Below are 26,290 nucleotides of genomic sequence, written 5' to 3' on the forward strand. Positions count from 1 at the left end.
AAAAAGTTGCGGGATTCCTTAGGCTCACGCCTTGGAGTCGCTCGCTGCATAAGGTAGTATTGGTCTCTATTTTTCATACCTATCAAAAAAGCGAATATTAAGTATGGCGACTGACCCAAGAAACGTTTCTTCAAGGAAACTGCTGGTAACTTGTGCCCTTCCGTACGCTAACGGTTCGATCCACCTTGGTCATATGCTTGAGCATATCCAAGCTGACATTTGGGTTCGTTACCAACGCCTACGCGGCAACACTGTAAACTTCATCTGTGCAGACGATGCTCACGGCACGCCAATTATGCTTAAAGCACAACAGATGGGTATTACACCTGAAGAGATGATCGCCGCAGTAAGTGAAGAGCACCAAAAAGATTTTGCAGGTTTTGATATCAGCTTTGACAATTATCACAGCACTCACAGCGAAGAGAACCGCGAACTGGCTTCTCACATTTATCTTGAGCTGAAAAAAAATGGCTTCATTTCAAGCCGCACCATTTCTCAGCTGTTTGACCCAGAAAAAGAGATGTTCTTGCCTGATCGCTTCGTGAAAGGCACTTGCCCAAAATGTAAGTCAGAAGATCAATACGGTGATAACTGCGATGCGTGTGGCGAAACCTATAGCCCAACAGAGCTTATCAACCCGAAATCGGCCGTTTCTGGCGCGACGCCAGTAATGAAAGATTCTGAGCATTTCTTCTTTGACCTTCCTCAATTTGAAAGCATGCTCAAAGAGTGGACTCGCTCTGGCTCGCTACAAACAGAAACCGCCAATAAAATGCAAGAGTGGTTCGAAGGCGGCCTGCAACAGTGGGATATTTCACGTGATGCGCCATACTTTGGCTTTGAAATCCCCGGCGAAAAGAACAAATTCTTCTACGTGTGGTTAGACGCGCCTATCGGCTACATGGGTTCATTTAAAAACCTATGTAACAAACGCGATGACTTAGACTTTGACGAATACTGGAATAAAGACAGTAAAACCGAACTGTACCATTTCATCGGTAAAGATATTGTTTACTTCCACAGCTTATTCTGGCCAGCGATGCTTGATGGCAGTGGTTTCCGTAAGCCTAATAACGTCTTCGTGCACGGTTATGTCACAGTCAATGGCGCGAAGATGTCGAAGTCTAAAGGTACGTTTGTCAAAGCAAGCACTTACTTAAACCACCTAGACCCAGAATGCTTACGCTACTACTACGCCGCAAAACTCAATAGCCGCATCGACGATCTTGATTTAAACCTTGAGGATTTCACCCAACGAGTGAACGCCGATGTGGTCAATAAAATCGTCAACCTGGCATCGCGTAATGCGGGCTTCATCACCAAACGTTTTGAAAATCAGTTGTCTGCAACCTTTGCCGAGCCAGAGCTGTACGCAGAATTTGCCGCAGCAGCGGATCGCATTGCTGATCTTTACGAAAGCCGAGAATTTAACCGTGCCATTCGTGAAATCACTGCATTGGCGGACAAAGCGAACCAATACGTGGATGAAAAAGCGCCTTGGGTTGTGGCTAAACAAGAAGGTCAAGAGCAAGAGCTACAAGACATTTGCTCAGTGGGTATCAACCTATTCCGCGTGTTAATGACTTACTTAAAACCTGTAATGCCAGCACTAGCGGCGCGCACCGAAGCATTCTTAAACCAAGGACTCACTTGGGAAGGCGTACAAACACCATTAACAAGCCATACGCTCACGCCATTCAAAGCGCTGTTTAATCGCATTGATCCGAAACACGTTGAAGCGATGATTGAAGCGTCTAAAGAAGAAGCGGCAGCAGAAAAAGCTGCGATTGAGAGCGCGCAACCAACCACAGTTGAAACTGAGCTAAGTAAAGACCCTATTGCAGCTGAAATTGAATTTGATGATTTTGCTAAAGTGGACTTACGCGTCGCTAAGATCATCGCTTGCGAAGCGGTGCCAAAAGCGGACAAATTGCTCAAATTCCAATTAGATATTGGTGGCGAAACTCGCCAAGTGTTTTCAGGTATTAAAGCTGCTTATTCACCCGAAGAGTTAGTAGGCAAGTACACTGTCATGGTAGCGAACCTCAAACCGCGTAAAATGAAGTTTGGTATGTCAGAAGGCATGATCTTAGCCGCAGGCCCTGGTGGCAGCGAGCTATGGATTCTTGAGCCACATGAAGGTGCTCAAGCTGGCATGCGCATCCTGTAATACATCAATCTTCACGATAGCATCCCCAACACACTCTGTGTTGGGGATTTTTTATCACCATACTGCTCAAAATCGATCCAGCTCACACTTTTAGTTCAAAATGCACCAATAAGATGCATCACTTCAACGCAAAAATACATAAACAATTGAATTTAAACAAATAAAAAACTGGCATTAACCCTGCTAACTCTAGATTGGTATAACATTAACAAGGAGTTGGTTATGTTTGTTTTTATCTCAATGCTTATCTCTATCGGTATATTGTGGCTGATGTTTTATCTGGCAAAACAGCGTGAATCCACATTACAACGTAAATATCAACTGCTGATCGACCTTCGCCAGCTACTGTTTTTATGCCGTCAGCACCGTAACATTACCCATCAAACACTAGCCTCTGGTCAAAGACGCGACACTGAGTTGAATGAATTGCAAGATACGCTATACGAAAAAAGTAATCACTTAATTGCTATCGCACACTTTGATAACAAACCAATGTACCGTGTGCTACAAATTAAGCTTAAAGCACTCATGAAGGAGTGGCCAGAGCGCTCTGTGGCTCGTAACCAAATGATGCATGGTAAAATAATTCGTCACTGTATGTTCTTAATGGATGAGGTGATACTGGCTTGGTTGGTGGAATCCAACCGCGAAGATCTCAGCGATGAATACCATATTAATTGGCAACAGGTCATTGATGCGATGGACGCGCTAACTCAGTTACGCATCAGCATTGATGAAATGGATACTCAAGATGGCCGCATACGCTTGCAGCATTATAGTGAGGTTGTCAGGCGTAGGATGAATCAACTCGCCTTAATCAGCCCTTTAACGGTAGCTTCGCCAAGCTGCTCAGCCGCGCTACATAGCCTGAGCGAACTGCATGATCATCCTGCCTTTCAAATAGAAGCTGGCGCGATGTACCAAATCACTTCGGATATTTCACTCAGCATCTCTCACGTTTACGACCAGATGCTCAGCGACTTAACCGAGAGCTTGTACATTCCATTGCCTAAATTGGCGATTGCTTAGTGAGTAATTATTTAGCTGGTGACTGTTTGACTGGTGATTATTTAGAAAGTAAAAAGGCCACTTTATTCAAAAGTGGCCTAATCACTCACCGTGTACATAGATACATCAGTGTAAATTCAGAACTCAATTACAGCATTTTACGCGCCGCTTCGACAACCACTTTGATTGAACGAGCCTCGGTCTCTTTGAGTGTCGCGTGATCTGGGATCTCTTTTTGAGTACGGTTGATGATCACACCAGCCACACAACCTGCTTTCAAACCTGAGCTCGCACACATGGTTAGTAAAGTGGCGGATTCCATCTCAAAGTTCAATACGCCCATATCTTGCCACTCTTTCATTGAGCCTTGGAAACGACGTACAACACGACCTGTGAAGGTGTCATAACGCTCTTGGCCTGGGTAGAAGGTATCACTTGATGCGGTAACGCCCATGTGCACGGTTGCACCACTTTCAACTACAGCCGCTTTCATTGCAGTGGCGACATCGAAATCAGCCACAGCAGGGAATTCCATTGGCGCAAAGTGCAAACTTGCACCGTCAAGGCGAACCGAACCTGTGCTGACAATCATATCACCCACATTGACATGAGGTTGGATTGCACCAGTAGTACCTACGCGTAGGAAAGTACGAACGCCAAGTTGAGCAAGCTCTTCAACCGCAATAGACGTAGAAGGGCCACCGATACCAGTAGAACAAACAACGACTGGCTTACCGTCTAACTCTGCGCGGTACACAGTGTATTCACGGTGGCTAGCAAGAAAGACTGGATTTTCCATCTCTTCAGCGATTTTTTGTACGCGGGCTGGATCCCCAGGGATAATGGCCAAAGTAGCACCATTCAGATCGGCTTCGGTAACACCTAGATGGAAAACGGCTTGAGACATAAGTGACTCCTTATTGCGGCTTGTTCAGCTCATAGATATACATCGGGTATGCAGCTACTCTAGCGGACCACGCACCAACAAAGAGTGATCAAATTCACAATGAATGACGCAATGTAACGAACACATTCTCATAAAAACGGTTTGCATCACAAAAAACAGCAAGATTGATGAAATAACACCCAACCCTAAAAGATGATTTCCAACACTGCATAACAAAATACAAGCGCAATATCGACGCATTTCACACTATTACCACAATAGGGTGCAAACCCAACAGGCATGAGAGATAACGACCCGCCATGCCTTGCTGAGCTTTTTGGTTTTTAGTCTCGGACTATTTTTTAAATTTCAATAGACGCAACGCATTGAGCGTCACTAACGCGGTAGCTCCACTATCAGCCAGCACCGCTACCCATAAGCCCGTAATACCGAGTAAACTCGTGACTAAAAAGATACTTTTTAAGCCTAGCGCTAGCGTGACATTCTGGCGAATATTGGCGAGGGTAGCTTGTGATAGCTCGATCATGGTGGCGAGCTCGACCAATCGATTATGAGTAATTGCCGCATCGGCCGTTTCCAATGCAACATCGGTACCCCCCCCCATCGCAATACCAATGCTGGCCGCTTTCATTGCAGGCGCATCATTAATGCCATCCCCGACCATCGCCACCTGTTTTCTCTGCGCCAACTGTTGAATGTATTCCACTTTATCTTGCGGTAATAAACTGGCTTTGAAATCTATCCCTAATTGAGCGCTCATCGTCGCAGCGCTTCTAGGGTTATCGCCAGTGAGCATAATAGTGTCGATCCCCAAACGGCGCAGTGCTTCAATGGCGGCTTTGGCATCTTCACGCAAGGTATCTTGCCATGCGATTAGACCGACAATGTTCTCTTGCTCAAAAACCACCACCACTGTTTTGCCTTGCATCTCTAGCGCTTCCACTTGCGCGCTAAATGCATCAGAAAACGGAACATTCGCTTTGCTTGGCGCTAATACGCGCAGTGATTTCCCCTCCACAACCCCCGAAACCCCACTGCCAACTAACGCTCGCTTCTCTATCGCTTCTGGAATGGGCAAAGCCATCGCTTGCACTTTTTTCACTAAAGAGGTTGCCAGAGGATGGCTCGAGCCCATTTCAACCGCTGCGACATAGCGCAACAATTGCTCTTCATCCCAGCCATTGAGCGCAACCACATCCGTAACTTCCGGTTTACCTTTGGTCAAAGTACCCGTTTTATCAAAAGCAATACTCTCTATTTTTCCAAGCTGTTCGAGCGCCGCGCCCCCTTTGATCAGTGCACCACGACGCGCCGCTGCGGCAAGGCCAGAAGTAATGGCCGCCGGAGTTGAGATAACCAACGCACATGGACAAGCAATCAGCAGTAAGGCTAAGCCACGGTAAACCCATGTTTCCCATGGCTGCGCAAACAGTGTCGGCGGTATCACAACCACGGCTAATGAAACCAACATCATTAATGGGGTATACCAACGACTAAATTTATCAAGAAAACGTTCTAACGGCGCTTTGCGAGATTCCGCTTCTTCAATCAGATGTAAAATGCGGTCAATCGCGTTTTCACCCTGTTTGGAGGTGATGGTGAAACGCACCACCTGATCCGCGACCACAGCACCCGCCATGACACTGTCACCTTGATAGCGTTCGACAGGCAGTGATTCGCCCGTTAACGCGCTCTCATCAAAACTGGCCGACGCTTCGTGCAATTGACCATCCGCAGGTAGCCGAGAGCCGGGAGAAACTTCCACTACATCCCCCGGTTTTAGCTCATGTGCCGCCACCGTGATGCGTTCTCCTGCCACAATTTTTGTTGCCGTTTCAGGCACCAGTGCCATTAAAGCTTGTACACCGCTACGCGCTTTAGAAGCGGCAAAAGCTTCTAGCCGCTCTCCGATGAGGAAGAGTAATAGCACCATCGCTGCTTCAACCGTTTCACCAAGATAGAGCGCTCCGAGCGCCGCAACGCTCATTAAGGTTTCAATCGCAAAAGGTGTGCCTGAGCGTGCCAGTTGAATCGCTTTTTTACCGATAGGATACAAACCGGCAAGGCAGGTCAAAATGAACATCCCATCGCTGATTTGAGGGAAATAAGGCTGCACAATAGCGGCGAGTACCATCGCGCCAGCAATGGAGAGGATCTGCGCGTTCTGTTTTATGACTGACTTCCAATCGCTACGGATGGGGGCAGAAACTGGATTAGCCGCATCAATGCGGTGAGCCGTAAAACCTGCATTACGAACCGCTTGTTCTATTTCAAGCGCTGCCTCTTCGGTATTAAACTTGACCACCAATTTTTCAGTGGCAAACAGCACTTTGGCGTCGATCACATTACCCACTTTTTTAAGCGCCGTTTCAACCTTACGTGCGCAAGATGGGCAATCCATCCCTTCAATTTTCCAGCTTTGGTTAAACTGTGTTTTAACGGATGTGAGCTGCGCGGGTTCATCATCAGGATCATTGCTTGCGCACTCTTGTGACCCGCAGCACCCCTCTTCATTTGAAGCAACACCCGCAGCCCTAATCGCGGTAATTTTAAGACTAGAGCATGACACCGCCTGCGGGTTTGCCATGCTATTTTTTGTAGTACTGCAAGCTTCATGTTTTGTGCACATAGGATTCTCCTTCTCTGATGCACAAAGCTTAAACCCTAGAGTTAACTCCAAGGTCAAGCGCATTTTTATCAAACCTGCACTTAACGTACATTCACCTTGATTAGATGGAAAAGAGGTGCACTGCACCTCTAGAATTTTATTTATTACTGCTGATATACCCAAACAACTTGGAGTTGCAGGTAGGCGGCAAGTGAGTGAGTCCCCATGAGCATAGGCAAACTATGTGATTGGGGTGAACGAACATAGCCAACACCGCTGCAGCTTCAAGTAGGAAGGGTATAGTTTGCTATGTTGGTTTTTTAAAACAATGCGTTAAGTTTTTCCCTAATGCTCTCAGTACATCTCTGCGCGTAATAATGCCAACCAATTTACCTTGATCGATCACGGGATAAACTTTCGGTTTTCCTACTTTCATCATGTCAGCAAGCTCAATAATAGAGGTGTCTGATGAAACGGACAGCACTTCAGGGTGCATGCAGTCACGGACTAAATGGGTGTCTTCACAGAAATAACTCACCTTCACCAATTTATCGAGCAAATCCTGCTCTGATAGAAAGCCAATCACTTGTTCTTGGTCGTTAATAACAGGACCACCAAGATGCTCCGAACGCATCACTTTTTCTAAAGCCGCAGTCATTGGCATGTCCGGTTTGAAGGTGATGGCTTGTAATGTCATATAGTCTTTAACTATTAGCGATTGCATATCTGTCTCCTTGGTTGCAACGGTATGCTGCCTTAAGTTAAGTGTTGACTAATTTCACCGTTTTGCTAAATGGAAAAAATCGATTTTGCTCATCGGCACAAACTATCGATATTACAAATAGTTAATTTTTATCAAGGGTAAATGGCAAAATCTTTTATCAAAACGTCTCATTTTTGAATCAAACAACACGTTAAGAACACGATGTCTCGCAAGATTTTACAGTTAATATCATTTATATCTTAAACATTGACCGTTGTATTAATAAGGACTGGGCATGGTGAATTCGCCGCTGTTTTCCGAGATTATAGAAAACCCAGCACTGATGCGCAGCTTGTTGGAGTCATTACCCGAACCCACTTTTCTGATTAACCGCGATGGCGTATATGTGGAGGCCTTAGGAGGAACGGATCGCAGCCGACACCACGACCCAAGGGTTCTCATTGGTCTCAATCTATACCAGGTATTACCCGAAAAAAAAGCCGCTTGGTTTCATCAAATTATCCAAGAAGTCATTGATAACGGACAAATGCGAGAGTTTGAATACGATCTCGACCTAAGGGTAATTGCTCAATTTAAAGGCAGCTCTGGCCCTATCGATATTCAGTTTTTTAACGCATTGGTCATCCCGCTGAAAAATACTGAGTACGTGCTATGGATTGTGAGAAATATTACCGCTTATAAGCGCACGTTAGAGCGGCTTTCTATACACCAACTTGAGTTAGAAAAACTGACCAATGTGGATCATTTAACTCAGGTCTATAACCGTTATGCGATGGACTCATTGCTGCCCAAAGCGTTAGATAAGATCAAACGTGAGCAAAGTAGTGCTGCAATTTTCATGATCGACTTAGATTGCTTCAAAGAATATAACGACCACTATGGCCATGTGAATGGCGATACTGTGCTGCGCAAGATAGCGAGCACTCTGCAGCATTGGAAACGTAAAGATGACCTCTGCTTTCGCTATGGAGGAGATGAATTTCTACTATTTATTGCGGATATTGATATTAAACAGTGCGAGCAAAAAGCATTACAACTACTTAGTGAAGTGAGAGAGCTGCAAATCCCTCACCGCTATTCTCGTGTCTCATTGTATGTATCGATTACTATCGGCATCCAATATTGCGAACACATACCGACTGGCATGACGCCAGAACAGTTTGTATCAACGGCCGATAAAGCGCTGTTTCACGCGAAGAATCAACAGCGCGGAACTATTCATATACTACACAAGGCTTAGTCGATGGTGTGATGATTAGCCCAACGCTGCGCGGCTTGGGCATCTGAATCTCGAGACTCCACCCAGCGTGTTTGTTCGGTGGTGCGCTCTTTCTTCCAAAACGGTGCTTTGGCTTTAAGGTAATCCATAACAAATTCGCACGCCTCAAAAGCCGCACCACGATGTGAGCTCGACACGCCTACAAACACGATTTGATCGCCAATATCTAAATCACCGATTCGGTGGATCACACGGATTTTTTGCACCGGCCAACGTGCCTGCGCCTGATCACAAATATCACTCAAAGCTTTTTCTGTCATTCCCGGATAGTGCTCAAGCGTTAAGCCAATAACATTATCACCTAAATTCATATCACGAACTTTGCCAATAAAGGTAACCACAGCGCCAGCGGAAGTACCTTGCGACAAATCACGGTATTCTGTGTCTACCGAGAAATCTGATATTTGAACGGAAATACGACTATCCATCACTAGCCTCCGGTTACTGGAGGAAAAAAAGCCACTTCATCACCATCACTTAACGGGTAATCAAAGGCAACGATGGTTTGATTGACTGCCACCAGCAGTTTTCCCGGTTGCAAGGCTAAATCCCATTTCCCAGGCTGCGAGGCTAAGTGGCTACGCAGCGCTTCAACCGTAGCAAACTGTGCCTTGAGTTGAATGCTGTCTTGGCCGATCAACTCACGAGTTTGAGCAAAAAAGAGGACATTAATCATGCGTGACCTTTTGTTGTGGCTGAGCGCTAAAGTAACCAGATTTCCCGCCGCTTTTTTCAAGTAAGCGCACTTGTTCAATCACAATATCTTTTTGTACTGCTTTACACATGTCGTAAATGGTTAACGCCGCCACCGATGCCGCGGTTAAGGCTTCCATTTCAACCCCTGTTTTACCGGTTAATTTACACAATGATTCAATTCGAACTTTGCTTTGTGCTTCGATGGCTTCAAGCTGCACTTCTACTTTAGTAAGCAGCAATGGGTGGCACAGTGGGATTAAATCCCACGTTTTCTTCGCCGCTTGGATGCCCGCAATTCTTGCGGTGGCAAACACATCACCTTTGTGGTGTTGCCCAGAAAGGATCAGTTGCAGCGTTTGTGGTGACATCTTCACAAAGGCTTCCGCACGTGCTTCACGTACGGTTTCAGCCTTGGCAGAAACATCGACCATATTGGCTTCGCCTGAGGCATTAATATGAGTAAATTTGCTCATTGAAACCCCGTTAAACCGAAAGATGTGGCATAAAGTTGCATGGGCGATGGCTAGCATCTAACTGCTGTTTGATGATTTTCGTCCAACCGGTTTTGCACGCTCCTGTTGAACCTGGCATGGCAAAAATAACCGTATGGTTGGCAAAACCTGCAATGGCGCGAGACTGAATGGTTGAAGTGCCAATTTCATCGTAAGAGACCAATCGGAACAGCTCGCCAAAACCTTCAACTTCTTTATCAAACAAGGGCTTTAATGCCTCTGGTGTGCTGTCGCGTGAGGTAAAACCCGTTCCACCCGTGATCAGCACGGCTTGCACGTTTTCATCCGCGATCCACTGAGAAACAATCGCGCGAATTTTATACTGATCATCAATAACAATCTGCTTATCGGCCAGAATGTGTCCCGCTTGTTGAAGTTGCTCAGCTAAGTAACCGCCTGAAGTATCGTTTTCTTCAGTACGAGTATCGGAAACCGTCAGTACGGCAATATGTGCTGGTTGAAATGCGCTTTCTGCGTGACCCATGTGTTCACCTACTGTTCAAATGTGTACCAACATCACCCGCTAAACAATAGCCAGTGACAAAAAGAATTTAGCCGCCAATGGAGGCGAGATTAGGCGTCATACCCGTATTGCCATCTTGTAAAAAATGGCTGACCGACTTGGTCTGTAATTGCGCTTGAATTCGCTCAATTAAGGCTTGCTGTTGATTATCTTGGGCGAGCAGATCGCGTAATTCAACGCCTTGCTCACCGAAAAGGCACAGGTGTAACTTCCCCTTTGCCGAAACGCGTAAGCGGTTGCAGCTATGGCAAAAGTTTTTCTCATACGGCATGATAAGACCGATTTCACCTTGGTAATCGGCATGAACAAATACTTGCGCTGGCCCATCATTGTGAGCTCGGGTTTTCAGCACCCAACCATTGGCAATCAGTTGATTACGAATGGCAACACCTGAAATATGGTGACGCTCAAACAGCGAGTCCATTTCACCCGTTTGCATTAGTTCAATAAAACGAAGTTGAATAGGGCGGTGTTTAATCCAATCTAAAAAAGCAGGTAACTGCTGATGATTAAGGTCTTTTAGCAGCACAACGTTGACTTTAACTTGCTGGTAACCGACTTCAAAAGCGCGATCAATCCCCGCCATCACTTGCGTAAATTTGTTTTCACCCGTGATTTGGTGGAACATTCTTGGATCAAGACTATCGACACTGACATTGATATGCGTTAACCCGGCCGATTGCCAACCTTCTACTTGTTTGGCCATACGGTAACCGTTGGTGGTGGTCGCCACTTTCTCTATACCAGCGGTATTCGCCACACAAGCAATAATGTCGTTAAAGTCTTTGCGCAAAGTCGGCTCCCCCCCTGTGATGCGTACTTTCGACGTACCACAGTCGGCAAAGGCTCGCACGACGCGTTGTATTTCAGGAAGGGTTAAAAAAGACGAGTTTTTCTGCCCCGAAGGTTGATAACCATCAGGCAGGCAATATGTGCATTTAAAGTTACAGACATCTGTAACAGATAAACGTAAATAATAAAATTTACGTTGGAATCTATCTTCGAACTGTTGCGCCACGGAACACCTTTCCAAATACGGGAGGCATAATCATTTCCAATTATGCCCTTGTGGTATTAGACCACTGGCTTAACCACCCTATCTCACAAAAATGAGACTTAGCCAGTTAAGCTCGGAGCTATGGCAGCCGTTGAGGTAGTATAATTAACTATCTCTACAGCAGCTGATAAGTAAAATACTTAATATTAGTAAGTGATTCTACCCTTATCGTAAAAAAAAAGAGTCCATTACCCAATTTACCTCCTAATGAGTATGGGTTGTGAACAAGCTGATTTAAATTGTAGTTAATTATTAAAAAATAAGAAGAACAGATGACTCTATACACTTCAAAGAAAGTCGTCGCCATTGGCGGAGGACATGGGCTTGGACGCATGCTAGCGGCGTTAAAAGATTTTGGCTCCAATGCGACAGGGATTGTAACCACCACAGATAACGGCGGTTCCACTGGGCGCATTCGCCACTGCCAAGGTGGCATTGCATGGGGCGATACACGTAACTGTATCAACCAGTTGATCACTGAGCCTTCCATCAGTTCGATGATGTTTGAATATCGCTTTAAAGGTGCGGGAGAACTCAATGGCCATAATCTCGGTAATTTGATGCTGACTGCATTAGATAACCTATCTGTGCGCCCTTTAGACGCGATCAACTTGATCCGCAACATGCTCAAAGTCGATGTTAATATTTTACCTATGTCAGAGCATCCTTCTGATCTTAGTGCACTTTCTATGGATGGTCACTGGGTCACGGGTGAAACGAACGTGGACGAGATGACGGAAGATTTAAGGCGCTTAGATTTATCACCTGAAGTGCCAGCAACCAAAGAAGCCATACTCGCCATCAGTGCAGCAGACTGCATCATCCTTGGCCCGGGAAGCTTTCTCACCAGTGTGATGCCACCACTACTGCTGCCCGAAATTGGCAATGCCATTGAGCAAAACGTAAAAGCAAAGCTGATTTTTGTTGAGAACTTGTCTCCCGAGCAAGGACCTGCTGGTCGCATGTCGCTACGGCAGAAATTGGAATGGTGTGAGCGCGCCTGCCACGCGCGAAAAATCGATGTGGTGATCGGCGATACACCACATCCGGAGCTGGCTGAACACTGGCATTGTGTCACTACAGAGCTAGCATCATCCAATCGTGACTGGCGGCACGACCGAGTTAAACTTCAAAAAGCCATTGAGAATCAACTCACAAGCTAATCCATCAAGTGGCAGTAGCAACGATGCGTCTCTTCGATAAGAGCGCGCATCGCCGCCACTTCTTCAGCCTCATCAAAAATGCAGTTTGCCTTTCCTTTGCTATCGATATCCACCGCTTTAGCGCACAGTTTATCCGCACCAAAGCTGGCGGCACTGCTTTTTAGAGCATGGCTGATGTCTTTTAAATATTCGATTTTATCCGGCAGATTTTGATCAGCTAGCTTCTGTGTATAGGCGCTCAGCTCGCTGAGAAAAATATCGAGCAATATTGGCACATTCTCTTCTCCAATTTCTTGGGCCAAATGCGCAATTTTGTTTTTATTGATCAGTTCCATATCTCTATGAGTTCTCTCTACTGTTCCACGCTTGAAGCTTGCGGTAGATCGTTGAAGGGCTAACGTCTAAATAACTGGCTGCTTTAGGAATATTACCATCACACGCTTCTATCGCTTGTTCGATGGCTTGCTTTTCCGTCATCCATAAAGGAAAAATATCGTGCACGGTTATATTTTCCTTGCGCGTTTCCGTCGTTAGGTTTGCTAATCGGATCTTGTTATCCACGACTTGATTTAGCGGTGGCGGTAACATGCTCAGTTCGATCTCGTTGCCGTGGTTCAATACCACCACATTCCGCAACACGTTTTGCAGTTGACGCACATTACCCGGCCATTCATAGCGCGTAAAACGCTCCACAACCTCTGGCGCTAAGCGGACAAAACCTTTGCCTTCTTCTTTAGACATAAAGCCGAGCAAAGAGTAAGCAATTTCAATAACGTCATCGCCTCGCTCGCGTAGCGGTGGTAAATGCAATGGGATCACATAAAGACGATAGTACAAATCTTCACGAAAACGGCCCTCTTGTACCTCTTTCCATGGATCGCGGTTGGTAGCGCAGACAAAACGAACATCGACACTTTTCATCTTCGATGAGCCCACTTTCTGGAATGTGCCCGTTTGGATAAAGCGCAACAGCTTGGTCTGCAAATCCAAATCCATTTCACACAGTTCATCCAAAAACAGTGTGCCGCCATCAGCCAACTCGGCTGCGCCTTGGCGATCGGTCGCTGCGCCAGTAAATGCGCCTTTCACGTGACCAAAGAGTTCACTCTCTATCAAGTCTTTAGGAATGGCGGCGCAGTTAATCGCAATGAAGGGTTTATCGCCACGTTTACTGGCCGCATGAATCGCTTCTGCGCACACCTCTTTACCCGTGCCACTTTCGCCAGTAATAAAAATACTGGCTTTACTGGAGGCCGCTGAGTCAATGGTTCGATAGACTGATTGCATGGTTTGACTGCTACCGATAAAACCTTGGTAGTTCTGATTACCCGGGTTACCAGCCTCATTTTTTAGTTTGCTAGCTTTACGTATGGCGTTGTTAACCGTGACGCGCAAGCGGTCTGCTTCACAAGGTTTGATCAAGAAATCTTGGGCACCGTGACGCATCGCTTCCACTGCGGTATCAATCGAACCATGAGCGGTCATGAATATCACTGGCACATTGGGGTAGTGACTTTTCACAGCATGTAAAACGTCCATGCCCGTCATATCGGGTAATCGAAGATCCAGCAATATGAGGTCCGGCTCTCGGTGAGCTAAACTCTCTATCGCATCACGACCTGTACCAACAATATTGATATCGATTTCAAGGGGGGTGAGGTATGAACGATACAGCGCCGCAACGGAAGCCGTATCTTCCACCATCAAAAGATATTTAGCCTTTTGTAGAGAAAAGTCAGGTTGCATATTCTAGCCATTATTATTTTGCACTTTGCCTTAACTATTGCATTAAGGTTCGCATTTTGCAAAATAAAATAACAAAAAGGCATTAATTCGTTAGTTAATAGCCCTTTTTGCATAAAATTAATTGGCACGATATGTGCTCTATTCAATATGACCCTTAGGGGTCACCTAGCCAACTGACGTTGTTAGTGAATAAAGTGTTCACAAATAACAGCCAATAGACCTTTTTCTATTGGCTATTTTTTTAACTGTTGGTAATGAACTGCTGACGCAGTTTTTCAATTTGGTCACGCTTTTCGGCAGCCAATTCAAATTCTAGGTTTTGTGCGTGTTTGTACATTAACCCTTCTAGTTTGGCGATCTCTTTTTCCAGTTGTAGCGGCGTGAATATTTCATAAGTTTGCGAGCTTTCTGCCACTTTAGACAAAGGTACTTGTTTGTTCATCCTCTGCTGCTTGGACTTAGTAATATCACCTAACTCCATAATATCTTTGACATTACGTTTCAGCGCCTGAGGTGTTATCCCTTGTTCTTCATTATGTGCTTGCTGCTTTTCACGGCGACGATCGGTCTCATCCATCGCTTTCTTCATTGAGTTAGTAATGCGGTCAGCATAGAGAATCGCTTTGCCTTCAATGTTACGTGCCGCACGGCCAATAGTCTGAATTAATGAACGTTCTGAACGTAGAAAGCCTTCTTTATCCGCATCAAGAATTGCGACGAGAGAGACTTCAGGCATATCCAAACCTTCACGCAGTAAGTTAATACCCACTAACACATCAAATTCGCCTAGGCGAAGGTCGCGAATAATCTCAACCCGCTCAACAGTATCAATATCTGAGTGCAGATATCTGACCTTAACCCCATGTTCATGAAGATACTCAGTTAAGTCTTCAGCCATGCGTTTAGTCAATGTCGTGATCAGCACACGTTCATCTTTCGCTGAGCGAATGCGGATCTCTGACAACACATCATCCACTTGTGTTGCGACTGGTCGTACTTCCAGCACGGGGTCCAGTAATCCGGTTGGGCGCACCACTTGATCCACAATTTGTCCGGCTGATTTTTCTAGCTCATAGTTGCCCGGGGTAGCAGAAACAAAAATCGTCTGCGGCGCAAGTGATTCGAACTCTTCAAACTTTAATGGACGGTTATCTAAAGCGGAAGGCAACCGGAAACCAAACTCCACTAACGTTTCTTTGCGTGAACGATCGCCTTTGAACATCGCGCCAATTTGCGGCACGGTTACGTGTGATTCGTCGATAATCAATAAACCGTCATGCGGTAGATAGTCAAACAGGGTCGGAGGCGGCTCTCCCTCTTTTCGCCCACTGAGATAACGAGAATAGTTTTCAATACCTGAACAAAAACCGAGCTCATTCATCATTTCAATATCAAATTGAGTACGCTGCGATATGCGCTGCTCTTCGAGTAGTTTATTGTTTTCCAACAGGTAGGCTTGGCGAGTTCGCAGCTCCTCTTTGATGTGCTCTATCGCATCGACAATGCGCTCTCTTGGCGTAACGTAGTGCGTTTTAGGATAGATGGTATAGCGAGGAAGATCTCGCTGAATCATTGCGCCCGTCAATGGGTCAAACAAACTGATGCAATCTACCTCATCATCAAACATTTCAACACGCACGGCCGCATAATCCGATTCCGCGGGAAAGATATCGATGACCTCTCCACGAACTCTAAATTGACCACGTTCAAACGCCATATCGTTACGTGTGTATTGGAGCTCGGCTAAACGGCGGATAATGTCGCGCTGATCCATCACATCACCACGGCGAACATGCAGCATCATTTTCAGATAAGAATCAGGATCACCCAAACCGTAAATCGCCGATACAGAAGCTACAATAATCGCATCTTTACGCTCAAGCAGCGCTTTAGTCGCGGAGAGTCGCATTTGTTCTATGTGTGAGTTAATCGAGGAATCTTTTTCTATAAATGTGTCCGTGGTCGGCACATACGCCTCTGGCTGATAGTAGTCGTAATAAGAGACGAAATACTCAACCGCATTATTGGGGAAAAATGACTTCATCTCACCATACAGCTGGGCTGCGAGCGTTTTATTCGGTGCCAACAAGATAACCGGACGCTGCGCCTTGGCGATCACATTAGCCAAGGTGAATGTTTTCCCTGAACCCGTCACACCCAATAAGGTTTGATGAGCAAGACCTGTATCTAGCCCATCAAACAATTGCTTGATCGCCGTAGGTTGATCGCCTGAGGGTTGATAACCCGATACCAATTCAAACGTTTTGCTCATAATGCCGTTGTCCTCTATAACTGAATAGGCATTCTCGCTGTTAGCCATGTTTTGTTGCAAGTAATTGTTCAAAATAGTTGCGTCGTAAATCACCCCTGTTTTGAAAAAATGCTAGTTTCTTCTCCATACGTTTGCTATCATCTTCGGCCTGATTCGTAAAAAACCACTCCTAACTTTCAAAAATAATCCACTTGTTTTCCCCAAAATTTCAAAATGACTCCCTTTTTCTCATCGCCATTCATTTTCATTTCTTATTGATAATTTCAGTTGATAAATCAAAAAATAAAATAAAAAACATAGTGTTATATAAAAAATAAACTCAACAAATGAGTAGAGTAATAACTCAACATTCATTGATGAAACGAATTGCTCAGGATTCGTCAACACACTTATCCACAATTTTGGTGGATAACTAAACCTAGCCTAATGCCGATAAGGGGTACAGAAAAGTAAAGTATTTTCAGGGAAATATTTTTACTTTTTCTTCGGCTGGAAAGGTTGACACTGAACACCCCACTCGCTACCATTCGCACCGCTCAAAGCAATTCCCCCTTAGTTCAGTCGGTAGAACGGCGGACTGTTAATCCGTATGTCGCAAGTTCAAGTCTTGCAGGGGGAGCCAAATTCAAGAAGAAAGACGTCCTAGGACGTCTTTTTTTGTATCTAAATCTAGCTATTTCAAGGAATTGTATTCTCTTAACGTCTTTTCCTGACTCGTACTGGCTTAGAAGTTTAGGTACATAAATATTTTTCCCAAAAAAGTGACCCGTTAATCAATATAATTGCCCTTCATCCAAAGCAGAAGAAACCCAAACGAGAGGAGCATTCCAATTAATCGTGATCTCATTAAACGACCATGCATTAATGTTATCTCTATAACAGGTTTGGCCAACACACTGCCCCTTCAATGTCGCAGCGACTGGATCACTGTAACTCACTGAGTTGGGTCCACCCACTAGTGCGCCAGGTGCTGGAGCTGGTGACTTTTCATCCGCAGCATGTGCCCAAAAACGGTGATGTGGACTTTTAGCCGCATTGGTGCCGTAACCTGTAATATAAGACAGGTTCATTGGGTTCGCGCCTAGTAAGTAATCCATCGCATTTGCAGCCGCTTTTACATACTTAATATCGCCGGTGAAATCATTCGCATAGATTAAGAAGATAGCTCTATTTACAAAACTCGAGTTCGATCCCCACGGATACTCTTCTACCGTGTAAGGAATATGATAACCCTCGTTATTAATCTGGCCCACAAAGTTATCAGAGGTTGCGATTAAGTTTTTCCTTGCAACTTTAATTTGATCCTCACCCAATCCATTAGGCACAACAGCCAAGCTTATTGTTGCTAAAGGCGCTGTGTACCCCCAGAACATTTCGCCATCTGCTTCAATGTTACCTTTTGGTGTCTCTAGATAATGAGGAGAAGCTTTCACTGCTTTAAGGTACTTGCTGTCACCTGTGGTGATATAAAGTTCACTTGCAGCCCAGTAGAACTCGTCTGAAAGCTCTTTATCATCATATGGGCCCGACCCTGTGAAGTTATCATAGGCAAGAATATTAGGATTTTTGCTCGCGGCTTCCCAAGCCTCTTGCGCCGCATTCAAACAGTTTTTTGAGAACGCAGGATCAATCTCTTTCCAAATTCGCGCACATTGAGCACCAATTGCTGACAAGTTCAACGTAGCCGCAGTGGTTGGATAACCCACATATCGCTTCTGGGTGTCCATATGAGGTGGCAGTGGCATACCTGTCCAAGCTTCATCAGCAACTTTATGGAAAGCCATACCTTTTGCGTCAATCTTAGTCAGTTTAAGTGTTTTGTCTTCAGACTGGTCACCAACAGGAACCGCTACAGGTTGGTCACTATGGATCTGCATTGCCAATATAAATTCGATATTCCAACGAGCCTCAGACAACAAAGGATTAACGCCATTTCCAGCTTCTGGAATTTTCACTTTCCCTTCTGCAAAAGGAATTGGTGCGTTATCTAGCCATTTACCTCTTTCAAACAGGTTCAAAAGAGTCCAAGTCGAGATACCGCTGTTAACCGTATACTTACCATGGTCGCCAGCGTCATACCAACCGCCAGTTACATCGACAGAAAAATCACAGCCTGGCCATTTATTACCCCAGCTGTCCGTCTTATTAAAACAGGTAACCACATCGCTCATATGACCGCCGGGACGCGCTAGATCGTCACGCTGTACCAGAGCCTTATCAATCTCAATACCACTACGGTTTTGGTAGAAGTAAGACAATGCATCGTACTTCAACTGACTGTAGATATCTTTGCTAATGCTAAATGGCAAGCTCTCGTCTTCACCGACTTTTACTTTCAAGCCACTCATATCTGATCTGTAGTTCGATAGGTCAATACGGTGAATAAACTCGCCTGATGCCTTATTAAGACCAAAAACTTCCGTTTTACCTAAATCGACATTGATATTGCTGTTGTTTATTAGCACCCACTTTAATGGCTCTTTAGATTCATTCGCGACAAACACAAACTTATCTGCTTGAGGAAGGTAACCGACTTGGTTAGCACGAACAGAATTTATCTTCAACTCTTCAATGTATTTCTCACCGACGACTGAAACATTGCTAACGCATACGGTTCCCTTTTTCTGGGCGCCCATTTGAAACTGGAACTCAGTTTTAGCATCGCTTTCAACATCATGGCTGAACTTAAACTTATAGCTCTTCTTCTTCAGTGAGACTTTTGTATCATCCACAAAATAGTTGGTATAAGGAGGACCTTCATGCTGAATAAGCGTTCTCATTTGAGTATCAACGGTTGCATAAGCATCAAATGAAACTTCATAATCTGCTTTGTTTGCCAACCCAATCCCGCCCTGTCCTAAAATCACATTCCAAGGGTTCTCTCCTGGACTTCTAATCTCAAGACATGCTTCGCCATTTTTGATTTTTACATCTGCACCAGCATTCCACCAACCATCCATGTTCCCGTTAAATTTGCCGTTCTTAATTTGCTCATTTGCATAAGCAGAACACGATGAAAGAATGAGTATTGTTGCCAATGATAGTTTGAATTTATGCATATTTACTCCTAGACATATAAATTACAACACCATTGAAATTAAGCGATTTTCATGGCTAATAAGTAGATGTCTGAGCACAAAAGAACCGTTCTAAAAACGCCTATTTCTCTCTTCGTGATACTGCTAGCACTTACCTCTAAGGTGATGAATCTGTTTCAAGGAAATCTCATCGATAAATTGACTTGTGCTCTAGCGAACAATTATATCAATCGGGGGGTAAACTAACTTTATAGCCTTTACAACATGCTCTTGAGCCCGGCTAACTATCTAGACCTTTGATATGAGCATAAGACCAGCTTGTACTCTTGAACTAAACGACCATGGTAAAAATCTTCTATTGGTAACCCTAAACGCTCACCAATCACCGTGGGCATTAATGTATTGATCTGCGGCAGGAGACCAAAAAGCACAATCATCACAAACGTAATAGTGATTGATCATTGCTAACAGCTCATTTTAAACGCGTTCCCCCATTTTGATTTAAATCTGTTTACATATTGACAATTGTACAAATGTTTCACACTATCGAAAATAATTAATGATAATAATTATCATTACGTCGTAATATTTATGCGGATAGTGCCCATGAAATCTCTACATAATGTGATGAACGCTTCATCAATCACTCCTTTACCCAATCTCTACCTTCTAGACCAATCATCAGAAACCGATAATCAACGATCAATGGCCGTTCACCAACACCGCCAAGACATTCAAAATATCTTGTCGGGTCGTGACTCAAGGATGTTGGTGATTATTGGGCCATGTTCAATCCACGACCCTGAGGCTGCAATTGACTATGCACAACGACTCGCAAAGGCACAAAAACAGTTCAGCAGCACTCTCAAGTTGGTGATGAGAACTTATTTTGAAAAACCGAGAACGCGGACAGGCTGGAAAGGATACATGGTTGACCCTGATCTCAACGGTCAATTTAACTTACTCAAAGGGCTCAGCTCTAGCCGTGAATTACTCAAGTCAGTCCTAGCGCTGGGTGTACCAACAGCAACTGAGTTTTTAGATACGCATATCGCACCGTATATCGCGGACCTTATTTGTTGGGGTGCGGTTGGCGCAAGAACCACTGAATCACAACCGCATCGCCAACTCGCGTCAGCATTGCACTGCCCTATTGGTTTTAAAAATGGTACTGACGGCAATACGACAATTGCAATCGATGCAATTCATGCCGCTAACGATTCACATCTGTTGATTATGGCGGGTGAGAATGGACAACCGGTTGCGGTGCAAACTCAAGGTAATCCATATTGCCATATCATTTTACGTGGTGGTGTCACGCCAAACTATGCAAGTCACAGTGTTAAAAGTGCGGCTTATCAATTACACCATAGCCAGCTCAGCAGTAGGCTAGTAATTGACTGCAGCCACGGCAATAGCGGAAAAATCGCTAAGAATCAATTGGATGTAATAAATAACATTGCCCAGCAACTGCTGTCTGGAGAGCGCCACATTGCGGGGGTAATGTGCGAAAGCTTTTTGCAAGGCGGTAGCCAAGCTTTGGATAAAGGCCCGCTCTGCTACGGTCAATCGATCACTGATGAGTGCTTAAGTTGGGAGGATACGATGTGCTTTTTAAATACGCTCGATGATGCGGTTGCAACACTTCAACAGCAGCAATATTGTCACGCTCCAGTGTAAACGACCACTAAGGTGAAGCTCCCGTTTGCTTCACCTTGCCTATCGTCAGTGGCCTTCACTTAATTATCGAGCGTAGCGCCGCCATCCACTCTCAAATCATGCATGGTGATTTGACTTGCTGCATTCGACATCAAAAACATAACAACCCCAGCAATGTCTTCGGGCTCCGCCATTTTGCCAAGGGGTATCCCCAAACGGTACTGTTCAAGATTACCTTTTATCACTTCTCTTTCACCATATTCGCTGTTCCATAACTGCGTTTGCATTTCGGTGCGTGTTGAGCCTGGGCTAACGATATTGCATCGAATTCCATCGTTTGCAAGCTCAAGAGCTGCGCACTTGACCAACATATGCAAAGCCGATTTAGATGCCGCATATGCTCCAATATTGAGCCGAGGCGTATTCGCTGAATTAGAGCCAATCACAATAACATTGCCACGCTGGCGCACTTTCATTCCTATCGCTACACCTTGCAAAGCGGCTAAGGTGCCAAACGTATTGACATCAAACATCGCTTTGATCTCTGACATCGATAATTCGGTTATTGAACCAAGGTGCAATGTGCCCGCACAGCTGATGAAATGAGCAAACTGATAGCGCTCATTCAGTTCTTGTACCCTTTTTTTGACGTCGTCATGATGCTGTAAATCAAGCTCATAGCAATGAAGCTGCTCGGTATAGCGCGCGTTCAAACTCGCTAATTGCTGAGTTAATTGATGGTGATTTTTATCCGTCGCTACAACTCGATAACCGCCCGCCAGTAAAGATTCCAATACGGCATAACCAATCCCCTGCCCGGCTCCAGTCAATAAAACCGTTTCGTCTAATTTCATCATTTTCCTAACTTTACTCCGTTAAATCCACACTAGACCATAGCCATAACTGAATCTCAGCCTCAGTTAATAACATTAATTATCATTTGTTATTGATAATTATTATCATATATAATCTGCGTACTTTAGTGGTTTGTAAAATAATAAGCAATTAGGCGTAACACGTTATTAATGGAGTTTTGGTGATGAAACGTGAAGTTATTGGGTTTTCAAAAATGGCTAATCAGCTATTGGATGAGCACTTAAAAGAATCTCCCTTCTTTTTTGCTTCGCCTCACAACACCATGCTTGGCGTGGGAATTGCTCATCAGTTCAATCAAGCGCTCCCATTCTGTGAGCTGGCGGATCAAGCAACCAAGATGCTAGAAGCAGCAAAAACAGATGAGTACGACAATCCTATTTTATTTGCGACAATTCCTTTTAATGAAGAGACGGCGACGCGTTTCTTCATTCCAGAAAAGCTCTATGTTTCTGGTAGCCCACGGGCCAGTGAAAAAGAAGGGCAGCAGAGCCACAAAGCGACCATTGTTTCACCGCCAACGGGCAACGACTACAAACAAGGAGTCACAACCTTACTTGAGCTGTTTAATACCACCGAACTATCAAAAGTGGTGCTATCACGTTTAGTGAAACTCTCGACTCCACAACACATCGATCAAACTCGTTTATTGCGTAATCTGTTGTCCATCAATCGCAATGGCTACACTTTTTCTACTGAAATTGGCCCTAACGCCAAGTTAATGGGAGCCAGTCCCGAGTTGTTGTTGGCGAAGAAAGGCGGGTTTATCGTTTCTAACCCCCTAGCAGGCTCGCGTCCTAAATCAAACAATGCGGTGCAAAACCAACAACGCTCCGCTTCATTACTTGATACGCAAAAAGATCTGAATGAACATGCCTTCGTCGTCGAGGAAGTCGAGAAAGTACTCAGCCGCTACTGCCATAACTTATTTACCCCTATGGTCCCATCAGTGATTGAAACCGAAACGATGCTGCATTTATCAACAGTGCTTGAAGGACAAGCCGATGATCCGATGATTAACTCGCTGCGCATTGCAGCAGAGTTACACCCCACACCCGCAGTGTGTGGTTATCCAAGATTATCGGCTTACCAAGCGATTAAGCAGATCGAAACCTTCGACCGCGGCTACTTCACTGGCATGATCGGTTGGTGCGACGCTCGGGGGAATGGCGAGTGGGTTGTCACGATACGCTGCGCGGAAGTGAGCCAAAATGAGATGAGTGTGTTCGCTGGAGCTGGCATTGTGAATGAATCCTCACCGCAGAGTGAACTCGATGAAACAGGGGCAAAAATGAGTACCATTTTGAAAGCCGCTGGTATTGAAATTGATGAATTACTTACCGCCTAAGGAGTGGTCATGAATAATCTTAACCCGACCGATTTTACCCCTTGGCCAGAGCAATTCAGCCAGCGCTATCGTGAACAAGGCTACTGGCAACAAAGAACCTTATTTGATTATTTCAGTGATTCCGTAAAAAAAAGCCCTGACGCCATCGCACTGATTGATGATTTCGGCCAGTACAGCTATCAAAATTTATATCAGAAAATGATCAGCCTTGCGGCTGGCTTGAGCTCCCTAGGTTTGCAGCGGGGTGATAATGTCGTACTACAAATGGCCAATCGTGCTGAATTCTATCTCTGCTTTTTTGCCTTGACCATGCGAGGCATTAAACCGGTTCTAGCTCTGCCAGCACACCGCTATCTAGAGCTGAGCTATTTTTGCCAACATACTCACGCCAAAGCCTATATTTTTTCAGACGATATCGTGGGCTTTGACGCGCAGCAAACCGCGCAGAAACTACGAAGTAGTTGCCCTTCTCTCTTGCATACCATTGTTTGCGGTCAATCCTCACACGAGCAAATTCAGGAATTAGATACGCTTTACCACTGCGTGGGAGACGATCCTGTTACTCATTCGGTCTTTGCTGATCAAGTGGCTTTTTTCCAGCTTTCCGGCGGAACAACTGGCACTCCCAAATTGATCCCTCGTACGCACAATGACTACGCTTATAGCGTACTTGGTAGTATTCAAATTTGTCAGTTTGATCCACACACGAGGTATTTGTGTGTTCTTCCCGTTGCGCATAACTTTCCACTCAGCTCGCCCGGCGCATTGGGCGTCTTTTACGCTGGCGGTTGTGTCGTGCTCGCTTCCGATACCACACCGCACACCGCTTTCCGTTTAATTGAGAAGCACCACATTACTGTCGCAGCGCTAGTGCCACCGTTAGCGCTACTGTGGATGAAATACGCCGAGTCCGCTACAGAAAACATCGCGAGCCTCACTCTGGTACAAGTCGGCGGAGCGAAGTTTAGTGAGGCCGCAGCAATGCGCTTACCGACGGCTCTCCACTGTCAATTACAGCAAGTGTTTGGAATGGCTGAAGGGTTGGTTAATTACACACGACTTGATGACCCACTCAGCGTGATTGTTACTACTCAAGGACGCCCAATTTCAGCTGATGATGAAGTGATGATAATCAACGATGAGGGTGAGCCCGCTGCGGTGGGTGAGGAAGGCTTGCTCATGACCAGAGGCCCTTATACGATTCGAGGTTATTACCGAGCTCCAGAACATAACCAGCGCTCATTCACCGACCAAGGCTTCTATATCACAGGTGACAGAGTGCGTAAGACGGCTGAAGGCAATATTATCGTCACGGGACGAGATAAAGATCAGATCAATCGTGGTGGTGAAAAAATCGCAGCCGAAGAGGTTGAAAACCTGCTACTTCAACATCAGGATGTTCATGATGTGGCTTTGGTTGCTATTGCTGATGAGTTTCTTGGTGAACGCAGTTGCGCCATTGTCGTGCCAGATAACGGTAAAATGCTCAAACCCATTACTCTCAAACGATTTTTACACGCTCAAGGATTAGCAGAATTTAAGATCCCTGATCACATCCATTTCGTCGATGAATTACCCAAAACCCCTGTGGGCAAAGTCGACAAAAAATGGTTAAGAACGCAATACTCTCACTAATCATGGCAATACAGGCGCTCAAATAACTTAAAGATAAAAAAGCCGATATCGTCGATATCGGCTTTTGCTGGGCGATGCGTTCTCTTTCCCTATTCTAGTGGTCCGGTATACTCAAACTGGTTGCTCTTCAGTAGAACGCGTGTCCGTTACTTGATGTGACGACTGAGCAACAACACTAGGCTCCATCACATGCCACCACTCTCTTAAAGTTGAATATTTAATCATCTCTGAAAAGGCGCACTCTATGCCCATCTTGCGCCATGATTCAAATAAGGTAACCGCGCGGATAGAATCTAAGCCAAGAAAAGTGAGCTTCTCATCTACATCCACTTCATCTAAATCGAGATCCAATAGCTCAGCCACTTGCTGACGCATCTGTTCAAGGCTCAATAATCTGGTTTCTTGACTGTGGATCATTTGTGGTTTTAATGCCTCAAGCGAAGTCACGCAGCCAACACGCTCTGTGATGTATTTCAACGTATGATGATGATCTTCCAAAGAGAAGTCAGCCACAGCATCACCGACCACAAAAGGCTGTATATCCAACATAAAGGCATCTAACGCCGTTGATAAGATACCTATATGTGCATAGACACCCACAATGATCAACTGGTCACGCTGTGTCTCTTTCATCCACTCCAACAGCGGCGTTTTCTTAAACGCGCTATAACGCCATTTGGTGTATTGGATATCCCCGTCTTCAGGTGAAAGCTCAGACACAATCTCAGTATCTTTTGTCAGCCCTGTTCCCCAAAAATCAGTCAGCAGCGCTCTCTCTACTGGGTCTTGGTTAGGAGGTTGTGCTGTGTACACCACGGGGATATTTGCCTGACGAGCCAGTGATTTCAGCTCTGAAATATTCGCTAATAACTCAGGAACGGGTGCCTGAGAATGATCAAAAAAGTTGATAAAGTACTTTTGCATATCGTGAATGAGCAGTACCGCTCTATCCGCTTGGACATGCCAATGAACTTTGTTTTTCGGAAATGTTTCAGCCAACGGAATGGAGTAGCTGGCTATTTTGGGAATCGCCATAAATGTAATCCTTGTTAAAAGAGGCTTTTCTCGTTCG

21 protein-coding genes, 1 tRNA gene and 1 riboswitch are annotated in these 26,290 nt (G+C 45.1%); of the genes, 8 read left to right on the plus strand and 14 right to left on the minus strand.

Features of this window, described 5'->3' with window-relative positions; all coding sequences use genetic code 11:
• Positions 1-103: 103 nt before the first annotated feature.
• Positions 104-2,170, plus strand: coding sequence for a methionine--tRNA ligase (gene metG, locus AACV12_RS08060; RefSeq protein ID WP_170900149.1), 2,067 nt, complete (start codon positions 104-106; stop codon positions 2,168-2,170).
• A gap of 216 nt (positions 2,171-2,386) precedes the next feature.
• Positions 2,387-3,199: a hypothetical protein gene (locus tag AACV12_RS08065; protein ID WP_013857254.1), complete on the plus strand. Its 813-nt coding sequence runs from the start codon at positions 2,387-2,389 to the stop codon at positions 3,197-3,199.
• Between the two features lie 127 nt (positions 3,200-3,326).
• On the opposite strand, the gene udp is transcribed toward AACV12_RS08065, so the two are convergent.
• The 3 genes from udp to AACV12_RS08080 all read right to left on the minus strand — a co-directional run bounded on the left by udp (position 3,327) and on the right by AACV12_RS08080 (position 7,417).
• A complete protein-coding gene (udp, locus tag AACV12_RS08070) occupies positions 3,327-4,085 on the minus strand; it encodes a uridine phosphorylase (RefSeq protein ID WP_010320675.1) in 759 nt (252 codons plus the stop codon).
• 334 nt (positions 4,086-4,419) lie between these two features.
• Complete coding sequence (locus AACV12_RS08075; protein WP_170900150.1) at positions 4,420-6,714, minus strand: zinc/cadmium/mercury/lead-transporting ATPase; 2,295 nt, start codon at positions 6,712-6,714, stop codon at positions 4,420-4,422.
• Positions 6,715-7,000: 286 nt separating this feature from the next.
• The gene (locus AACV12_RS08080; RefSeq protein ID WP_013857256.1) at positions 7,001-7,417 is read right to left on the minus strand and encodes a CBS domain-containing protein; all 417 of its coding nucleotides are present in this window, start codon (positions 7,415-7,417) and stop codon (positions 7,001-7,003) included.
• 274 nt (positions 7,418-7,691) lie between these two features.
• Between AACV12_RS08080 and AACV12_RS08085 the strand changes: the two genes are divergently transcribed.
• Entirely contained in the window at positions 7,692-8,657 is a 966-nt protein-coding gene (locus AACV12_RS08085) for a sensor domain-containing diguanylate cyclase (protein ID WP_013857257.1), read from the plus strand.
• Here AACV12_RS08085 and moaE read toward each other — a convergent pair.
• From moaE to moaA, 5 genes are all read right to left on the minus strand, one after another.
• A complete protein-coding gene (gene moaE, locus AACV12_RS08090; RefSeq protein WP_170900151.1) occupies positions 8,654-9,124 on the minus strand; it encodes a molybdopterin synthase catalytic subunit MoaE in 471 nt (156 codons plus the stop codon). The two genes, AACV12_RS08085 and moaE, sit on opposite strands and share 4 nt — an antisense overlap.
• A 2-nt stretch (positions 9,125-9,126) precedes the next feature.
• Complete coding sequence (gene moaD, locus AACV12_RS08095; RefSeq protein WP_010320680.1) at positions 9,127-9,372, minus strand: molybdopterin synthase sulfur carrier subunit; 246 nt, start codon at positions 9,370-9,372, stop codon at positions 9,127-9,129.
• Complete coding sequence (moaC, locus tag AACV12_RS08100) at positions 9,365-9,865, minus strand: cyclic pyranopterin monophosphate synthase MoaC (protein ID WP_170900152.1); 501 nt, start codon at positions 9,863-9,865, stop codon at positions 9,365-9,367. Before moaC ends, moaD begins: the two co-directional genes overlap by 8 nt.
• A 10-nt stretch (positions 9,866-9,875) precedes the next feature.
• Positions 9,876-10,388, minus strand: a complete 513-nt coding sequence (gene moaB, locus AACV12_RS08105; protein ID WP_010320682.1) for a molybdenum cofactor biosynthesis protein B — start codon at positions 10,386-10,388, stop codon at positions 9,876-9,878.
• A 67-nt stretch (positions 10,389-10,455) separates the two neighbouring features.
• Positions 10,456-11,445: a GTP 3',8-cyclase MoaA gene (moaA, locus tag AACV12_RS08110; RefSeq protein WP_026028246.1), complete on the minus strand. Its 990-nt coding sequence runs from the start codon at positions 11,443-11,445 to the stop codon at positions 10,456-10,458.
• A riboswitch (molybdenum cofactor riboswitch) is annotated at positions 11,434-11,577 on the minus strand. Its footprint overlaps the gene before it by 12 nt.
• 179 nt (positions 11,578-11,756) lie before the next feature.
• On the opposite strand from moaA, the gene AACV12_RS08115 reads away from it, so the two are divergent.
• Positions 11,757-12,647, plus strand: coding sequence for a YvcK family protein (locus AACV12_RS08115; RefSeq protein ID WP_013857260.1), 891 nt, complete (start codon positions 11,757-11,759; stop codon positions 12,645-12,647).
• On the opposite strand, the gene luxU is transcribed toward AACV12_RS08115, so the two are convergent.
• The 3 genes from luxU to uvrB all read right to left on the minus strand — a co-directional run bounded on the left by luxU (position 12,644) and on the right by uvrB (position 16,665).
• Positions 12,644-12,982 (minus strand): quorum-sensing phosphorelay protein LuxU, encoded by a 339-nt coding sequence (luxU, locus tag AACV12_RS08120; RefSeq protein ID WP_013857261.1) that lies wholly within the window; start codon positions 12,980-12,982, stop codon positions 12,644-12,646. The genes AACV12_RS08115 and luxU overlap by 4 nt on opposite strands.
• Positions 12,983-12,986: 4 nt before the next feature.
• A complete protein-coding gene (luxO, locus tag AACV12_RS08125; protein WP_026028983.1) occupies positions 12,987-14,393 on the minus strand; it encodes a quorum-sensing sigma-54 dependent transcriptional regulator LuxO in 1,407 nt (468 codons plus the stop codon).
• 241 nt (positions 14,394-14,634) lie between these two features.
• Positions 14,635-16,665: an excinuclease ABC subunit UvrB gene (gene uvrB / locus AACV12_RS08130; RefSeq protein ID WP_170900153.1), complete on the minus strand. Its 2,031-nt coding sequence runs from the start codon at positions 16,663-16,665 to the stop codon at positions 14,635-14,637.
• Positions 16,666-17,211: 546 nt separating this feature from the next.
• Here uvrB and AACV12_RS08135 point away from each other — a divergent pair.
• A tRNA-Asn gene (locus AACV12_RS08135) sits at positions 17,212-17,287 on the plus strand.
• A 151-nt stretch (positions 17,288-17,438) separates the two neighbouring features.
• Here AACV12_RS08135 and AACV12_RS08140 read toward each other — a convergent pair.
• On the minus strand, positions 17,439-19,724 hold the full coding sequence (locus AACV12_RS08140; protein ID WP_170900154.1) for a glycoside hydrolase family 9 protein: 2,286 nt from the start codon (positions 19,722-19,724) through the stop codon (positions 17,439-17,441).
• A 585-nt stretch (positions 19,725-20,309) separates the two neighbouring features.
• Here AACV12_RS08140 and AACV12_RS08145 point away from each other — a divergent pair.
• A complete protein-coding gene (locus AACV12_RS08145; RefSeq protein ID WP_170900155.1) occupies positions 20,310-21,383 on the plus strand; it encodes a 3-deoxy-7-phosphoheptulonate synthase in 1,074 nt (357 codons plus the stop codon).
• Between the two features lie 59 nt (positions 21,384-21,442).
• On the opposite strand, the gene AACV12_RS08150 is transcribed toward AACV12_RS08145, so the two are convergent.
• The gene (locus AACV12_RS08150; RefSeq protein WP_170900156.1) at positions 21,443-22,219 is read right to left on the minus strand and encodes a 2,3-dihydro-2,3-dihydroxybenzoate dehydrogenase; all 777 of its coding nucleotides are present in this window, start codon (positions 22,217-22,219) and stop codon (positions 21,443-21,445) included.
• A 176-nt stretch (positions 22,220-22,395) separates the two neighbouring features.
• On the opposite strand from AACV12_RS08150, the gene AACV12_RS08155 reads away from it, so the two are divergent.
• Positions 22,396-23,583 (plus strand): isochorismate synthase, encoded by a 1,188-nt coding sequence (locus tag AACV12_RS08155; RefSeq protein WP_094129639.1) that lies wholly within the window; start codon positions 22,396-22,398, stop codon positions 23,581-23,583.
• Between the two features lie 3 nt (positions 23,584-23,586).
• Positions 23,587-25,218: a 2,3-dihydroxybenzoate-AMP ligase VabE gene (gene vabE / locus AACV12_RS08160; RefSeq protein WP_170900157.1), complete on the plus strand. Its 1,632-nt coding sequence runs from the start codon at positions 23,587-23,589 to the stop codon at positions 25,216-25,218.
• A gap of 111 nt (positions 25,219-25,329) precedes the next feature.
• On the opposite strand, the gene AACV12_RS08165 is transcribed toward vabE, so the two are convergent.
• On the minus strand, positions 25,330-26,253 hold the full coding sequence (locus AACV12_RS08165; RefSeq protein WP_094124597.1) for an isochorismatase family protein: 924 nt from the start codon (positions 26,251-26,253) through the stop codon (positions 25,330-25,332).
• Between the last annotated feature and the right edge of the window lie 37 nt (positions 26,254-26,290).

This window comes from Vibrio sp. 2-2(8) (assembly GCF_963888495.1).
Lineage (GTDB): Bacteria > Pseudomonadota > Gammaproteobacteria > Enterobacterales > Vibrionaceae > Vibrio > Vibrio anguillarum.

Bases quoted from the DNA above. Each gene is read 5' to 3' on its own strand.
- metG (WP_170900149.1), top strand. From the start codon at position 104: ATGGCGACTGACCCAAGAAACGTTTCTTCAAGGAAACTGCTGGTAACT.
- udp (WP_010320675.1), bottom strand. From the start codon at position 4,085: ATGTCTCAAGCCGTTTTCCATCTAGGTGTTACCGAAGCCGATCTGAAT.
- AACV12_RS08075 (WP_170900150.1), bottom strand. From the start codon at position 6,714: ATGTGCACAAAACATGAAGCTTGCAGTACTACAAAAAATAGCATGGCA.
- AACV12_RS08080 (WP_013857256.1), bottom strand. From the start codon at position 7,417: ATGCAATCGCTAATAGTTAAAGACTATATGACATTACAAGCCATCACC.
- AACV12_RS08085 (WP_013857257.1), top strand. From the start codon at position 7,692: ATGGTGAATTCGCCGCTGTTTTCCGAGATTATAGAAAACCCAGCACTG.
- moaE (WP_170900151.1), bottom strand. From the start codon at position 9,124: ATGGATAGTCGTATTTCCGTTCAAATATCAGATTTCTCGGTAGACACA.
- moaD (WP_010320680.1), bottom strand. From the start codon at position 9,372: ATGATTAATGTCCTCTTTTTTGCTCAAACTCGTGAGTTGATCGGCCAA.
- moaC (WP_170900152.1), bottom strand. From the start codon at position 9,865: ATGAGCAAATTTACTCATATTAATGCCTCAGGCGAAGCCAATATGGTC.
- moaB (WP_010320682.1), bottom strand. From the start codon at position 10,388: ATGGGTCACGCAGAAAGCGCATTTCAACCAGCACATATTGCCGTACTG.
- AACV12_RS08115 (WP_013857260.1), top strand. From the start codon at position 11,757: ATGACTCTATACACTTCAAAGAAAGTCGTCGCCATTGGCGGAGGACAT.
- luxU (WP_013857261.1), bottom strand. From the start codon at position 12,982: ATGGAACTGATCAATAAAAACAAAATTGCGCATTTGGCCCAAGAAATT.
- luxO (WP_026028983.1), bottom strand. From the start codon at position 14,393: ATGCAACCTGACTTTTCTCTACAAAAGGCTAAATATCTTTTGATGGTG.
- uvrB (WP_170900153.1), bottom strand. From the start codon at position 16,665: ATGAGCAAAACGTTTGAATTGGTATCGGGTTATCAACCCTCAGGCGAT.
- AACV12_RS08140 (WP_170900154.1), bottom strand. From the start codon at position 19,724: ATGCATAAATTCAAACTATCATTGGCAACAATACTCATTCTTTCATCG.
- AACV12_RS08145 (WP_170900155.1), top strand. From the start codon at position 20,310: ATGAAATCTCTACATAATGTGATGAACGCTTCATCAATCACTCCTTTA.
- AACV12_RS08150 (WP_170900156.1), bottom strand. From the start codon at position 22,219: ATGATGAAATTAGACGAAACGGTTTTATTGACTGGAGCCGGGCAGGGG.
- AACV12_RS08165 (WP_094124597.1), bottom strand. From the start codon at position 26,253: ATGGCGATTCCCAAAATAGCCAGCTACTCCATTCCGTTGGCTGAAACA.